This is a genomic window from Streptomyces roseifaciens, assembly GCF_001445655.1.
Classification (GTDB): domain Bacteria; phylum Actinomycetota; class Actinomycetes; order Streptomycetales; family Streptomycetaceae; genus Streptomyces; species Streptomyces aureoversilis.
Genome location: NZ_LNBE01000004.1, coordinates 2,956,896 through 2,970,738 on the forward strand (window position 1 = coordinate 2,956,896; position 13,843 = coordinate 2,970,738).

General features: G+C 73.6%; 12 protein-coding genes. 10 read left to right on the top strand and 2 right to left on the bottom strand.

The features are described 5' to 3' along the window. On the top strand, positions 1 to 1,170 hold the full coding sequence (locus AS857_RS30500) for a cysteine desulfurase family protein (RefSeq protein ID WP_058046390.1): 1,170 nt from the start codon (positions 1 to 3) through the stop codon (positions 1,168 to 1,170). On the opposite strand, the gene AS857_RS30505 is transcribed toward AS857_RS30500, so the two are convergent. Further along, a complete protein-coding gene (locus AS857_RS30505; RefSeq protein WP_245700577.1) occupies positions 1,163 to 1,810 on the bottom strand; it encodes an N-acetylmuramoyl-L-alanine amidase in 648 nt (215 codons plus the stop codon). The genes AS857_RS30500 and AS857_RS30505 overlap by 8 nt on opposite strands. 400 nt (positions 1,811 to 2,210) lie before the next feature. Between AS857_RS30505 and mnmA the strand changes: the two genes are divergently transcribed. Beyond that, on the top strand, positions 2,211 to 3,368 hold the full coding sequence (mnmA, locus tag AS857_RS30510; RefSeq protein WP_058046392.1) for a tRNA 2-thiouridine(34) synthase MnmA: 1,158 nt from the start codon (positions 2,211 to 2,213) through the stop codon (positions 3,366 to 3,368). A 46-nt stretch (positions 3,369 to 3,414) separates the two neighbouring features. Here mnmA and AS857_RS30515 read toward each other — a convergent pair whose 3' ends face one another. Next, on the bottom strand, positions 3,415 to 4,020 hold the full coding sequence (locus tag AS857_RS30515) for a hypothetical protein (protein ID WP_058046393.1): 606 nt from the start codon (positions 4,018 to 4,020) through the stop codon (positions 3,415 to 3,417). Positions 4,021 to 4,240: 220 nt separating this feature from the next. Here AS857_RS30515 and AS857_RS30520 point away from each other — a divergent pair, with 220 nt between their 5' ends. The 8 genes from AS857_RS30520 to gatC all read left to right on the top strand — a co-directional run bounded on the left by AS857_RS30520 (position 4,241) and on the right by gatC (position 13,839). After that, on the top strand, positions 4,241 to 4,780 hold the full coding sequence (locus AS857_RS30520; protein WP_058046394.1) for an LOG family protein: 540 nt from the start codon (positions 4,241 to 4,243) through the stop codon (positions 4,778 to 4,780). A 27-nt stretch (positions 4,781 to 4,807) separates the two neighbouring features. After that, positions 4,808 to 5,497 carry an SDR family oxidoreductase gene (locus AS857_RS30525; protein ID WP_058046395.1) on the top strand — a complete coding sequence of 230 codons (690 nt, stop codon included), beginning with the start codon at positions 4,808 to 4,810 and terminating at the stop codon, positions 5,495 to 5,497. A gap of 22 nt (positions 5,498 to 5,519) precedes the next feature. Further along, on the top strand, positions 5,520 to 5,960 hold the full coding sequence (locus AS857_RS30530) for a MarR family winged helix-turn-helix transcriptional regulator (RefSeq protein ID WP_079110735.1): 441 nt from the start codon (positions 5,520 to 5,522) through the stop codon (positions 5,958 to 5,960). 130 nt (positions 5,961 to 6,090) lie between these two features. After that, complete coding sequence (locus AS857_RS30535; protein ID WP_079110736.1) at positions 6,091 to 7,518, top strand: MFS transporter; 1,428 nt, start codon at positions 6,091 to 6,093, stop codon at positions 7,516 to 7,518. 56 nt (positions 7,519 to 7,574) lie between these two features. Beyond that, the gene (locus AS857_RS30540) at positions 7,575 to 8,576 is read left to right on the top strand and encodes a methionine synthase (protein WP_275477393.1); all 1,002 of its coding nucleotides are present in this window, start codon (positions 7,575 to 7,577) and stop codon (positions 8,574 to 8,576) included. A gap of 8 nt (positions 8,577 to 8,584) precedes the next feature. Then, the gene (gene ligA / locus AS857_RS30545; protein ID WP_058046396.1) at positions 8,585 to 10,870 is read left to right on the top strand and encodes an NAD-dependent DNA ligase LigA; all 2,286 of its coding nucleotides are present in this window, start codon (positions 8,585 to 8,587) and stop codon (positions 10,868 to 10,870) included. 296 nt (positions 10,871 to 11,166) lie between these two features. Next, positions 11,167 to 13,263, top strand: coding sequence for a putative bifunctional diguanylate cyclase/phosphodiesterase (locus tag AS857_RS30550; RefSeq protein WP_058046397.1), 2,097 nt, complete (start codon positions 11,167 to 11,169; stop codon positions 13,261 to 13,263). Positions 13,264 to 13,542: 279 nt separating this feature from the next. Further along, complete coding sequence (gatC, locus tag AS857_RS30555) at positions 13,543 to 13,839, top strand: Asp-tRNA(Asn)/Glu-tRNA(Gln) amidotransferase subunit GatC (protein WP_030368121.1); 297 nt, start codon at positions 13,543 to 13,545, stop codon at positions 13,837 to 13,839. Positions 13,840 to 13,843 lie beyond the last annotated feature (4 nt).

The window sequence follows — 13,843 nt, forward strand, 5'->3', positions numbered from 1 at the left end:
ATGGCCTACCTCGACCACGCCGCCACCACCCCGATGCTCCCGGAGGCGGTGCAGGCGATGACCGCCCAGCTCGCCCTCACCGGAAACGCCTCCTCGCTGCACGCCGCCGGGCGGCGGGCGCGCCGCACCGTCGAGGAGGCCCGCGAGTCCCTCGCCGCGGCGCTCGGCGCGCGCCCCAGCGAAATGGTGTTCACCGCGGGCGGCACGGAAGCCGACAACCTCGCCGTCAAGGGCCTGTACTGGGCCCGCCGGGCCGCCGACCCCGCCCGCATACGCATCCTCGCCAGCCCCGTCGAGCACCACGCCGTCCTCGACGCCGTGCACTGGCTCGGCGAGCACGAGGGCGCCACCGTCGAGTACCTGCCCGTCGACTCCTACGGCCGCGTGCACGCCGACGCCCTGCGCGAGGCCATCGCCCGCAACCCCGGCGACGTGGCCCTGGCCACCGTCATGTGGGCCAACAACGAGATCGGCACCGTCATGCCGGTGCACGAACTCGCCGCCGCCGCGGCCGAGTTCGACGTCCCGCTGCACGCGGACGCCGTGCAGGCCGTCGGCCAGCTCGACGTCGACTTCGCCGCGTCCGGGCTGGCCGCGATGACCGTCAGCGGGCACAAGATCGGCGGCCCGTACGGCATCGGCGCGCTCCTCCTGGGCCGCCGGTACGCGCCCGTGCCGCTGCTCCACGGCGGCGGCCAGGAGCGCCACGTGCGCTCCGGGACGCTCGACGTGCCCGCCGTCGCCGCCTTCGCCGTCGCGGGCGAGCTCGCCGCCGCACGGCGCGCGGACTTCGCGCGCGAGGTCGGCGCGCTGCGCGACAGCCTGATCGCGTCCGTACGGACGGCCGTCCCGGACGCCGTCCTCGGCGGCGACCCCGACCCCGCCGGCCGGCTCCCCGCCAACGCCCACTTCTCCTTCCCCGGCTGCGAGGGCGACTCCCTGCTGCTGCTCCTGGACGCGCAGGGCATCGAGTGCTCCACGGGCTCCGCGTGCACGGCGGGCGTGGCCCAGCCGAGCCACGTCGTCCTGGCCACGGGCACGGACGCGGACCTGGCGCGCGGCACCCTGCGCTTCTCGCTGGGCCACACCTCCACGGAGGCGGACGTCGCGGCCGTGGCGGAGGCCATCGGCCCGGTGGTGGAACGGGCGCGCTCGGCGGGCCTCAGCTAGCGGGCGCCGCTTCCCGTACGAGCCGCAGGTACCGGTCCCAGTCCCAGTGGGGCCCGGGATCGGTGTGATCGGTCCCCGGAACCTCGGAGTGGGCGACGATGTGCGTGCGGTCCACGGGGATCCGGTAGCGGGTGCAGATCCCGGCCGCGAGGCGGGCGGACGAGGCGTACATGGCGTCCGTGAAGCCGCGGGGCCGGTCCACGTAGCCCTCGTGCTCGATGCCGATGCTGCGCTCGTTGAACCGGCGGTTCCCGGCGTGGAAGGCCACGTCCAGCTCGCGGACGGTCTGGGCGATGTGCCCGTCCTTGCGCACGACGTAGTGCGCGGCGGCCTCGTGCAGGGGGTCGCGGAAGACGCGGAGGGCGTCGCCGTAGCCGCCCTGGACGACGTGAACGACGATGCGGTCGACGGCGTAGTCGTCCGGCCGCTCGGCGCGGCGCCAGTTCGCCGACGACGCGGCGACCCACTCGGCGCCGGGATGATCGAGCACGCCGTCGGTACGCGGCCTCTCCTTGCGGGACACCCGCCACCACCAGCGCTCGATCTCGTCCCGCCCGGCGTATCCAGCAGTGCCGGCCGCGGCGAGTGCGGCGGCGCCCCCGATGAGCACCCGCCGCCGCCCTATGTGCTCCGCTTCCACCCCGTGCCCCCTGACGTGCGCGTCCCCTACCTGACCGAAACGCACACGGCACCGCCACCGTTCCAGGACCGGACCACCCCGGGGCCGCCGGGCCACCGCCGGACCGCGCTGCGGCGGAAGGAGGGCCCGGCGCCCCGGCATGTCCCTTCCGCCGCGACGGCGGGCAACCGGGACGGCGCGGTCCGGCGGTGCCGAGTGGCCTCGTGCCGGCCGGGCACCACGGGTGGGCGTCGCCGTGGGAGCCGTCGTCTCGGAGCGTCGGCAAGATCTCCCGCCGCGACGGCGGGCAACCGGGACGGTGCGGTCCGGCGGTGCCGCACGGCGCCGTCCGCCGTGCCGTACGGGCCCCGTACAAACCCGGGAGCCACGGCGCGAGCCGCCCCCGTACCCTGGTAGGGCTATGACTGACTTTCCCGGTGCCCCCGACCTCCGCGCCCCCCGCAAGGGGCTCCGCGTGCTCGCCGCCATGTCCGGCGGCGTCGATTCCGCCGTCGCCGCGGCCCGCGCCGCCGAGGCCGGCCACGACGTGACCGGCGTGCACCTCGCGCTGTCGGCGAACCCGCAGTCCTTCCGCACGGGCGCGCGCGGCTGCTGCACCATCGAGGACTCCCGCGACGCCCGCCGCGCCGCGGACGTCATCGGCATCCCCTTCTACTGCTGGGACCTGGCGGAGCGCTTCCGCGAGGACGTCGTCGAGGACTTCGTCGCCGAGTACGAGGCCGGGCGCACGCCCAACCCCTGCCTGCGCTGCAACGAGAAGATCAAGTTCGCGGCGCTGCTGGACAAGGCGCTCGCGCTGGGCTTCGACGCGGTGTGCACCGGCCACTACGCGACGGTCGTCCTCAACGAGGACGGCACCCGCGAGCTGCACCGCGCGAGCGACATGGCGAAGGACCAGTCCTACGTCCTCGGCGTGCTGGACGACCGGCAGCTGGCCCACGCGATGTTCCCGCTGGGCGACACGGTCACCACGAAGGACGAGATCCGCGCGGAGGCGGAGCGCCGCGGCCTGGCCGTGGCGAAGAAGCCCGACAGCCACGACATCTGCTTCATCGCCGACGGCGACACCCGCGGCTTCCTGGCGAAGCGCCTCGGCCGGGCCGAGGGCGACATCGTCGACGAGACGGGCGCGAAGGTCGGCACCCACGAGGGCGCGTACGGCTTCACGATCGGCCAGCGCAAGGGCCTGCGCATCGGCCACCCGGCCCCGGACGGCAAGCCGCGCTACGTCCTGGACATCTCGCCGGTGAACAACACGGTGACGGTGGGCCCGGTGGAGGCGCTCGACGTCATCGCCCTGACGGCCATCCGCCCCCGCTGGTGCGGCGTGGCCCCCGAGGGCTCGGGCACGTACACCGCCCAGCTCCGCGCCCACGGCGGGGAGACCGAGGTGACGGCCGAGCTGGTCGGCGGCGAGCTGCAGGTGGCCTTCGCCGAGCCGGTCCGCGGCGTGGCCCCGGGCCAGGCGATCGTGCTCTACGACGGCACGCGCGTGGTCGGTTCGGCGACGATCGCGACCACCGAGCGCGCGGCGGCGCGGGCGGCGCACAGCGCCTGATCCGCGGCCGGGCCCGCGCGCCCGGCGGGGCGCGCGGGGGCGTGCGTCACGACTTGGTGCGCATCACGTTGTTGACCGCGCACTTGCCGCTGACGCTGGTGCCCGCCTTCGGCACGTAGGACTGGGAGACGTCCTGCGTGTCGGTCTTGCCGGGGCCGACGTAGGGGATGGTGCGGTTGCGGGTGCCGATGAGCGTGCCGCTGGAGTCGGTGAACTTCACCGAGAACGTGTAGGTGTAGTTGTCCGTCAGGCTGGGGTTGGTGACGGAGATCTTCGCGGTGATGCCGCGGGTGTCGCTGTAGTCACAGCTGACGATCTTGAGGTCGCGCGAGGCGCTGCCGCCGGTGCTGCTGCCGCCCGTGGTGAGCCCGCTGGTCGACGTCCCGCTGCTCGTGGAACCGCCGGTGGTGAGGCCGGAGGTGCCGCCCGTGGTGAGGCCGCCGTCCGTGCTCGTACCGCCGCCGGTCGTGCCGCCGGTGCTGGAGTCGCCGGTCGTACCGCCCGTCGTGGTCGTGCCGCCCGAAGTCGAGCTGCTGCTGCTGTGGCTGGAGCCGCCGCCTCCGCAGCTGCCGCCGTGGCTGCCACGGGCTCCGGTCAGGGCGACGACGGCAATTCCGAAGACCGCGGCCGCGCGGACATGACGAAGCTTCACTGGTAACTTCCCCCGATAATTGGCTGGAAACAGCGCCTGTTGACGCCCGGCTGACGAGTGCACGTCACGCTAACAGCGCTCTTACAAGCCGCCAAACCAAGCCGCTCCCTGTGACGAACCCGCAACCGAACGGGGCCGTAACAGGGACAGCACAAGGACAGGAACGGTCCGAAAACCGCCCAGAGCGGCCGGACCATCGCGGCCGCGTACGGTGGCGTCCATGAACATCGCCGTCTTCTGTTCCGCCGCCGACCTCGACGCCCGCTACACCGCCCCCGCCCGCGAGTTCGCCGAACTCATCGGCAGGGGCGGCCACACGCTGGTGTGGGGAGGCTCCGAGTCCGGCCTGATGAAGGTCATGGCCGACGGGGTGCAGGAGAGCGGCGGCCGGCTGGTGGGCGTGACGGTGGAGTTCCTCGCCGCGCGGGCCCGGGGCAACGCCGACGAGATGGTCGTCACCCGCGATCTCGCCGAGCGCAAGGCGCAGTTGCTCGCGCGGGCCGACGCCGTCGTCATCATGGTGGGCGGCACCGGCACGCTCGACGAGGCGACGGAGATCCTGGAGCTGAAGAAGCACGGCATCCACGACAAGCCCGTCGTCCTGCTCAACGCGGCCGGCTTCTACGACGGCCTCAAGGCGCAGTTCCAGCGGATGGAGGACGAGGGCTTCCTGCCGCTTCCCCTGTCCGAGCTGGTGTTCTTCGCGGAGGACGGGCTCGGGGCGATGGCGTACCTGGAGGAGTCGGCGGGTCTGCAGTAGCACCCGCGGTAGGGCAAGCTGGCTCCCATGGCAACACATCTGATCACCGGGGCCGGCTCCGGCATCGGGGAGGCGGTCGCGCGCCGTCTCCTCGACCGGGGCGACGAGGTCCACCTCTTGGCGCGGGACGCCGGCCGGGCCAGGGAGCTGGCCGCCGCGTTCCCCGGCGCCCACACGCTCGTGGCCGACCTGTCCAACCCGGACCGGCTCTCCTGGGCCCTCGACAAGCAGCCGCTGCCCGACCGGGTCGACACGCTGCTGCACGTCGCGGGCGTCGTGGACCTCGGCGACGTCGGCGAGCTGACGCCGAAGACGTGGAACGCCACGCTCGCCGCCAACCTGGTCTCCCCGGCCGAGCTGACGCGGCTCTTCCTGCCGCAGCTGCGCGTGGCGAAGGGGCACGTCGTCTTCGTCAACTCGGGCGCCGGGCTGCACGCCCACGCCGGCTGGAGCGCGTACGCCGCGAGCAAGCACGGCCTGAAGGCGCTCGCGGACTCGCTGCGGGCCGAGGAGCACGCGGCCGGCGTGCGCGTCACCAGCGTCTACCCCGGCCGCACCGCGACCCCCATGCAGGCGAAGGTGCACCAGCAGGAGGGCAAGGAGTACGACCCGTCGCAGTGGATCGACCCCGAGTCGGTCGCGTCGACGATCCTGCTCGCGATCGACCTCCCGCGCGACGCGGAGATCAACGACCTGTCCGTCCGGCCCGGTCGCTGACGCAGCGGCGTACGCTGGCGGCATGAGCAGCAGCGCAGTGCAGGACACGGCGGCCGTCGGGTGCTCGGTCAAGGAGATACGGTCCCTGGTCGTCGAGCTCAACAAGCGCATGGACGCGCACCAGCGCGGCCGCAGCGCCGAGTTCGACCTCACGCCCACACAGGCGAAGGCCCTGGAGGAGCTCGGGCGGCCGAGGACGGCGCGCGAGCTGGCGGCGATCCTGAGCTGCGAGCCGCCGAACGTCACCTATGTGGTGGACAAGCTGGAGAAGCGCGGCCTGGTCGTGCGCGAGCCGCACCCGCAGGACAGGCGGGCCAAGCGGCTCGTCCTGACCGATGCGGGGCGGGAGTTGCGCCTGGAGCTGCTGCGGCGCATCGGGCGCGACTCGCCGCTGGACCACATGTCGCACGAGGAACGGGCTGCCCTGCGGGACCAGCTGGCGAGGGCGCTGGAAGGCGCGTAGGGCGTGCAGGCCGCGATGTGCGGGCACGAGGAAGCCCCCGGGACGGATGCCCCGGGGGCTTTCGTATAGCTCTCGTAAAGTTATAGCTGTAATGATTGTCTGAGTAATCGATACAGCTTTAACTATCTCCATGATCGCTCAGACCCGCTCCTCCGCGGCCGCCCCCGCCGCACCCGCCCCGCCGGCCGCCCCTGCCCGCCCGGGGCTCGGCATCTTCACCCTCGCCCTCGGCTTCGTGCTGGCCTCGCTCGACGTCACGATCATCAACGTCGCCGGCCCCTCCCTCCGCGCGGGCCTCGGACTCTCCCTGTCCGGCCTGACCTGGGTCGTCAGCGGCTACGTCCTCGCCTTCGCCGCCCTCCTGCTCCTGGCCGGCTCCCTCGCCGGCCGCTACGGGGCGCGCCGCACCTACCTCGCCGGGCTCGCGCTCTTCACCGCGGCCTCGCTGCTGGCCGCGGTCGCGCCCGGGGCGGGCGTGCTCATCGCGGGACGGGTCCTGCAGGGCGCCGGGGCGGCGCTGTTCATGCCCAGCTCGCTGACGCTGCTCCTCGCCGCCTTCCCCGGCGCCCGGGAGCGGGCCCGCGTCCTCGGCCTGTGGTCCGCGATCGTCTCCGTGGCCGCCGGGCTCGGCCCGGCCGTCGGCGGCCTCCTCGTCGGCACGTTCGGCTGGCGCTCCGTCTTCCTGATCAACCTGCCGCTGGGCCTGCTCGGCCTCGTGCTCGCCCGCCGCGTCATCGCCCCCCTGCCGGGCCGGCCCGCCCCGCTCGCCGCGGCCGGCCACGCGCTCGGCCTGCTCGCCCTGGCCGCCCTCAGCTACGGGCTCATCGAGGGCCCGGACCTCGGCTGGGGCGCGCCGCGCGTGCTGGTCCCGCTCGCCGTCGCCGTCCTCGCCGGCGCCGCCTTCGTCGTCCGCGAGCGCCGTGCGGCGGTCCGCGTCCTGCCCCGCGCGCTCTTCTCCGACGCCCGCTTCCCGGCCGCCAACGCCATCGGCTTCCTCTTCAACTTCGGCCTCTTCGGCGGGCTGTTCATGCTCGGCCTCTTCCTGCAGAACGCGCGCGGCGCGAGCCCCGTGCAGGCCGGCCTGGAGCTGCTGCCCGTCCAGGCCGTCTGGCTCCTCGGCAACGTCCTCTACGCGAAGACCGGCCCCCGCATCGGCAACCGCGTGATCCTCGCGGTCACCCTCGCCGTCTCCGCCGCCGGCACCCTCGTCCTGGCCCTCACCGTCTCGCCCGGCATGCCGTACTGGGTGCTCGCGACCGTCCTCGCCACGCTCAACGTCGGCATCGGCATGGCCTCCCCGGCGATGACCGGCGCCACCATGGAGTCCGCCGGCACCGAGCACTCCGGCATCGCGGGCGCCGCCCTCAACGCCAACCGCCAGATCGGCTCCCTTGTCGGCGTCGCCGCCGTCAGCGCCGCGCTCACCGCGGCGGACGGCTGGTACGCGGGCGCGGCGGCGTCCTTCGGGCTGACCGCGGGCGCCTACGCGGCGGCCGGGCTCGTCGCCTGGATCGGCCTGCGCGCCGGCCGCCGCGCGCCCCGTAGTCTTCCTGCGTGAGCGACAAGAGCGACAACGACCAGGGGTCCGGTGGCCGTCCGCCGGGAGCGGGGAAGATCTGGGGCGCCGGTGCGGCCACCGGCGTCGGGTCGATGCCCGGCGGCGACGCCCGCGAGGCCGCGAGGACCGTCACCGGTTCCCTGGAGACCCTGCCGTACCTGCCGGAGCTGCCCTCCCGCGGCCCCGGCGCCGACATGATCGGGCGCACCACCGGACTGCTGGTGGACGTCTACGCGCACGTGGAGCCCAGCGGATGGCGCGTCAGCGACCGCCCGGGCCGCGACACCAAGCGCGCCCGCTCCTGGCTGGGCGAGGACCTGGACGCGCTGGAGGAGTACACACAGGGCTACGAGGGCGCGCTCAAGGTCTCCGCCGTCGGCCCGTGGACCCTCGCCGCCGCCCTCGAACTGCGCGGCGGCGAGGCCGCCCTCGGCGACGCCGGCGCCTGCCGCGACCTGACGGCCTCGCTGGCCGAGGGCCTGCGCAACCACCTCGCCGACGTGCGGCGGCGGGTGCCCGGCGCCCGCGTCGTGCTGCAGCTCGACGAGCCGTCGCTGACCGCCGTCCTCACCGGCCACGTGCGCACCGCCAGCGGCTACCGCACCTACCGGGCCGTCGACCGGGCCGTGGTCGAGGGCGCCCTGCGCGATCTGGTGACGGTCGCCCGCGAGGTCACCGGCGAGGCACCGGTCGTGCACTCGTGCGCCCCCGGCGTGCCCTTCGCGCTGCTGCGCCGGTCCGGCTTCCAGGGCATCTCGTTCGATTTCTCGCTCTTCACCGAGCGTGAGGAAGAAGCGGTGGGAGAGGCGGTGGAGGCGGGCACCGCGTTGTTCGTGGGCGTGGTGCCGGGCACCGACGGCCCATTGTCAGACCCTGCCGGTAGCGTCATGGGTGTCAGGACGCTGTGGCGCAGGCTGGGGCTGGCACCGGGGACTCTCGCGGAGTCCGTGGTCGTCACGCCCTTGTGCGGGCTCGCGGGCGCTTCGCCCGCATATGCCCGTGCGGCCCTCGCCCACTGCGCCCGGGCGGCGAAATCACTCGCAGACAACCCTGAGTGACGGCGCTCATGGATCAACGGGAGGACGAGACGGTGGCTGTCGAACGGCAAGGCGAAGAGCTCGCGGCGGGCTCCGCCGTGCCCGCGGAGGCGCGGGAGAAGCACGCACTGCTGGCCGAGCAGGTCGAGGAGCACCGCTTCCGGTACTACGTCAAGGACGCCCCCGTCGTCAGCGACGCCGAGTTCGACAAGCTGCTGCGCTCGCTGGAGGCCCTGGAGGAGGAGCACCCGGAGCTGCGCACGCCGGACTCGCCCACCCAGAAGGTCGCCGGGGCCTATGAGACGGAGTTCACGGCCGTCGAGCACCGCGAGCGCATGCTCTCCCTCGACAACGCCTTCGACGACGAGGAGCTGGCCGCCTGGGCCGAGCGCATCGCCAAGGAGATCGGCGGCGGCACGCCGTACCACTTCCTGTGCGAGCTCAAGGTCGACGGCCTCGCCGTCAACCTCACCTACGAGCACGGCCGCCTCACCCGCGCCGCCACCCGCGGCGACGGCCGCACCGGCGAGGACATCACGCCCAACGTCCGCACCATCTCCGAGATCCCCGACCGCCTCAAGGGCGACCGCATCCCGGCCCTCGTCGAGGTCCGCGGCGAGGTCTACTTCCCGATGGAGAAGTTCGAGGAGCTCAACGCCGCCCTGGTGAAGGCCGGCAAGCCCCCCTTCGCCAACCCGAGGAACGCCGCGGCCGGCTCGCTGCGCCAGAAGGACCCGCGCGTCACCGCCACCCGCCCGCTGCACATGGTCGTCCACGGCATCGGCGCCCGCGAGGGCTTCGACATCGACCGCCAGTCGCAGGCCTACGGGCTGCTGCGCGAGTGGGGGCTGCCCACGGCGGCGCATGCGGAGGTCGTGGGCTCGCTCGACGAGGTGCGGAAGTTCGTCGCCCACTACGGGGAGCCGAAGGTCCGGCACTCCATGGAGCACGAGATCGACGGCGTCGTCGTCAAGCTCGACGAGATCCCCCTGCAGGGGCGGCTCGGTTCCACGGCCCGCGCCCCCCGCTGGGCCATCGCCTGGAAGTACCCGCCCGAGGAGGTCAACACCAAGCTCCTCGACATCCGCACCGGCGTCGGCCGCACCGGGCGGGTCACCCCGCAGGCCGTCTTCGAGCCCGTCACCGTCGCCGGCTCCGAGGTCGAGTTCGCCACGCTCCACAACCAGGACGTCGTGAAGAAGAAGGGCGTCCTCATCGGCGACACGGTCGTCATCCGCAAGGCGGGCGACGTCATCCCCGAGGTCCTCGGCCCGGTGGTGGACCTGCGGGACGGCACGGAGCGGGAGTTCGTCATGCCCGCGGAGTGCCCCGAGTGCCGCACGCCGCTGCGGCCCATGAAGGAGGGCGACATCGACCTCCGCTGCCCCAACGCCCGCACCTGTCCCGGCCAGATTCGCGAGCGGCTCTACTACCTGGCCGGTCGCGAGTGCCTCGACATCGAGCACTTCGGCTACGTGGCGGCCACCGCGCTCACCCAGCCCCTGGAGCCCGCCAGCCCGCCCATGACGAACGAGGGCGGCCTCTTCGATCTGGAGATCGAGGAACTGCTGCCCATCAAGTCCTACGTCGTGGACCCGGACTCCGGCCTGCCCAAGCACGACCCCAAGACGGGTGAGGAGAAGGTCGTCACCTTCTTCGCCAACCAGAAGGGCGAGCCGAAGAAGAACGCCCTGGCCATGCTGGAGAACATCCAGGCGGCCAAGCAGCGCCCCCTGGCCCGCATCATCAACGGCCTGTCCATCCGTCACGTGGGCCCGGTCGCGGCCGCCGCCCTCGCCCGCGAGTTCCGGTCGATCGACCGGATCGCCGCGGCGACGGAGGAGGAGCTCGGCGCCGTGGAGGGAGTGTCCGGCACCATCGCCACCGCCGTCCGCGAGTGGTTCGCCGAGGACTGGCACCGCGAGATCATCGAGAAGTGGCGCGCCGCCGGCGTCCGGATGGAGGAGGAGGCCGGGAAGGACGAAGGCCCGCGCCCCCTCGCCGGCCTGACGGTCGTCGTCACCGGCACGCTCGCCTCGTACACCCGCGACGGCGCCAAGGAGGCCCTGCAGAGCCGGGGCGCCAAGGTCACCGGCTCGGTGTCGAAGAAGACGGACTTCGTGGTCGTCGGCGACAACCCCGGGTCCAAGTACGACAAGGCCATGCAGCTGAAGGTCCCCGTCCTGGAGGAGGACGGCTTCGCCGTGCTCCTCGCCGAAGGCCCCGACGCGGCGCGGGAAGCGGCCGTCCCGCAAGAGGGCGCGGGAGCGGGCGGGGGCGCGGGCGAGGACGAGAGCACCCACGGCGAGGCGTAGCGGGCAGGGGGTGCGGGTAGCCCCTCCGCACCCCCCACCACCCGCGCCGTCACCCGCCCCACGCGGAGCGGCGCCGCCGGCGGAAGGCAGGTTCGCACACCGGTCGCCACCCCAGCGGAGTAATGCCCGCATAGTCAGTGGGCATTACCCCTACAGCGCATACCAGATGGCTACAAGAGGCCGGATCCCAATCGGGCAACCGCTGCCGATCGCTGCCCGCCGTAGCCTTCTGCGGCCTACTGTTGAGATGTGCGCCTGCCGTGGCGCGGGCACCGCCGGCTGTGAGAGGGACGGGCATGAAACCCACCGACAGCGCCGAACCGGCATCCCGGCTGCGCCGGGTTCCTCCGCCCGCGCTGCCGACGGTCTGCGTCGCCGTGGCGGTGCTCGCACTGGCCGCGGGGATCTGCCGGGTGCTCACCGCGGGCCACTCCGTCTTCCCCGGACACACCGTCGGCTGGTCGCTGGCCGTTCTCACCGGCCTCATCGTCGCCCACCTCGTCGCCCTCGGGCGCGACCGCTGGTGGGGCGGCACGGGCTCCGGCGCCGCCCTCACCCTCGCCGTCCTCCTCCTCTACGGCTGGCTGCCCGCCGTCCTCATCAGCATCGCCGTCGTCCTGCTCGTCGCCACGGCGCGCCGCCACCGCTGGCGCCAGGCCTTACTCCACGGTGCCGTCGACATCCTCGGCATCGGCGCCGCCGGGCTCGCCCTCGCCGTGTGCGGCGTCGTCTCCACCGTCGAGCGCCCCTGGCTGCCCGACGAGTGGCCGCTCACCGCCATCCCCAAGGTGGCCCTCGCCGCCTTCATGTACCTCGCGGTCACCCGCGCCCTGCTCTGGTACTCCATGGCCCCCCGGGCCGGTCTCAGCACCATCGCCCGCACCGCCCTCGTCCGGCAGGCCCTCGTCGGCGGCGCCCTCCTCGGCATCGCCCCGCTGATCGCCGTCGTCGCCGACCACGCGCCGCTGCTGCTGCCGCTGTTCGCCGTCCCTCTCATCGCCCTCGACTCCACGCTGTGGATCGCCCGCGCCCGCGCCGAGGAACAGCTGCGCGACCCCCTCACCGGACTGCCCAACCGCCAGTGGCTGCTGGAGCGCACCTGGAGCGCGCTCGACGAGGCCGAGCGCGCCGGTACCCGCTCCGCCCTCGTGCTCATCGACCTCGACCGCTTCCGCTCCGTCAACGACACCCTCGGCCACCTCGCGGGGGACCGGCTGCTGCTGCAGATAGCCGAACGGCTGCGCCTCGCCCTGCCGCGCGACGCGGAAGCGGCGCGGCTCGGCGGCGACGAGTTCGCGGTGCTGCTGCCCACCGCCGACTCCCTCACCAGCGCCCAGCGCGTGGCCCGTTCCCTGGTGGCCGCGCTGGGCTCGCCGCTCGACCTCGACGGGCTCACCCTCGTGCTGGAGGCCAGCGCCGGCGTCGCCGTCTACCCCGATCACGCCCTCGACGCCGAGGGGCTGCTGCGCCGGGCCGACGTCGCCATGTACCAGGCCAAGCGCGACCGCAGCGGCGTCGAGGTCTACGAGGCCCGCCGCGACGGCAACACCCCCGACCGCCTCGGCCTCCTCGGCGACCTGCGGCGCGCGCTCGACGCGGGCGACGTCGAGCTGCACTACCAGCCCAAGGTCGGCTTCGACGGGCACGTCGCGGGCCTGGAGGCGCTGGTGCGCTGGGTCCACCCGGAGCGGGGCCGGGTCTCCCCGGACGAGTTCATCGCGATCGCCGAATCCTCCGGCCTCATGCCGAGGCTCACCGAGTACGTGCTGGAGACGGCCCTCGGCCAGGTGGCGAAATGGCGGGCCATGGGCCTGGAGGTGCCGGTCGCCGTCAACGTCTCCCCGCGCGACGTTCACACTCCCGGGTTCGCGGGATCGGTCGCGGCGCGGCTGGCCCGGCACGGGGTCCCTGCGGGGGCGCTCCAGCTGGAGATAACCGAACACGTCCTGCTGGAGGACCCGCAGCGGGCCGCGGACACCCTGGCGGGGCTGACGGGGCACGGGGTGAAGATGTCGCTGGACGACTTCGGCACGGGCTACTCCTCCCTGGTCCACCTCCGCCGGCTCCCGGTCAGCGAACTGAAGATCGACCGCTCGTTCGTCGCCCGCCTCGCCATCGACAACGAGGACGCCGAGATCGTCCGCTGCACGCTCGACCTCGCCCACTCCCTCGGCCTGCTCGTCGTCGCCGAGGGCGTCGAGGACGACGAGACCTGGGAGCGGCTGCGGGACCTCGGCTGCGACGCGGTCCAGGGCTGGCTCGTCGCCGCGGCCATGCCGCCGGACGAGACCACGGCCTGGCTGCGCCTGCGCAACGAGTCCGGCTGGCACAGGGAGGCCGAGCGCGTGGCCGCGGCGGCGTCCGCCCCCGCGGAGGAGGACGCGGTCACGTAGGGGTCGAGGCCGGTCAGGCACCGCCGGTTTCCCCGGTGGGGGTTGCGCGCCGCGGGGGCGGAAGAAACAGCCAGGCCGAGCCCGTGCGAGGGTGCCGAGGCCGACGCCCGCACTCCCCTCCGCCGCGACGGCGGCCCGCCCCCACCGGGGGCCTCGGCGGTGCCGAAGCGATCCCGGCCCACGGCGCCCCGTAAAGCGTTTAGCAGGCACTGCGCCCCGCGCCATAGGATTGGGCGCACAACCCGCCCAGAATCCGTCACAACCCCTGAGGATCGCCGCATGCCTGGCATCACGCGCGAGGAGGTAGCCCACCTCGCACGGCTGGCACGTCTGGAGCTCAAGGACGAAGAGCTCGAGCACTTCGCCGGCCAGCTCGACGACATCATCGGCGCGGTCGCCCGCGTCTCCGAGGTCGCCGAGCAGGACGTCCCCCCGACGTCCCACCCGCTGCCGCTGACCAACGTCATGCGCCCGGACGAGGTCCGTCCGTCGCTGACCCCGCAGGAGGCGCTCTCCGGCGCCCCCGCCCAGGAGCAGCAGCGTTTCAAGGTGCCGCAGATCCTGGGGGAGGACTAAACCG

Coding starts and splice junctions, on each gene's coding strand:
- AS857_RS30530 (WP_079110735.1), top strand. CDS start 5,520: ATGAGCAGCAGCGCAGTGCAGGACACGGCGGCCGTCGGGTGCTCGGTC.
- AS857_RS30525 (WP_058046395.1), top strand. CDS start 4,808: ATGGCAACACATCTGATCACCGGGGCCGGCTCCGGCATCGGGGAGGCG.
- AS857_RS30520 (WP_058046394.1), top strand. CDS start 4,241: ATGAACATCGCCGTCTTCTGTTCCGCCGCCGACCTCGACGCCCGCTAC.
- mnmA (WP_058046392.1), top strand. CDS start 2,211: ATGACTGACTTTCCCGGTGCCCCCGACCTCCGCGCCCCCCGCAAGGGG.
- AS857_RS30550 (WP_058046397.1), top strand. CDS start 11,167: ATGAAACCCACCGACAGCGCCGAACCGGCATCCCGGCTGCGCCGGGTT.
- AS857_RS30535 (WP_079110736.1), top strand. CDS start 6,091: ATGATCGCTCAGACCCGCTCCTCCGCGGCCGCCCCCGCCGCACCCGCC.
- AS857_RS30500 (WP_058046390.1), top strand. CDS start 1: ATGGCCTACCTCGACCACGCCGCCACCACCCCGATGCTCCCGGAGGCG.
- gatC (WP_030368121.1), top strand. CDS start 13,543: ATGCCTGGCATCACGCGCGAGGAGGTAGCCCACCTCGCACGGCTGGCA.
- ligA (WP_058046396.1), top strand. CDS start 8,585: ATGGATCAACGGGAGGACGAGACGGTGGCTGTCGAACGGCAAGGCGAA.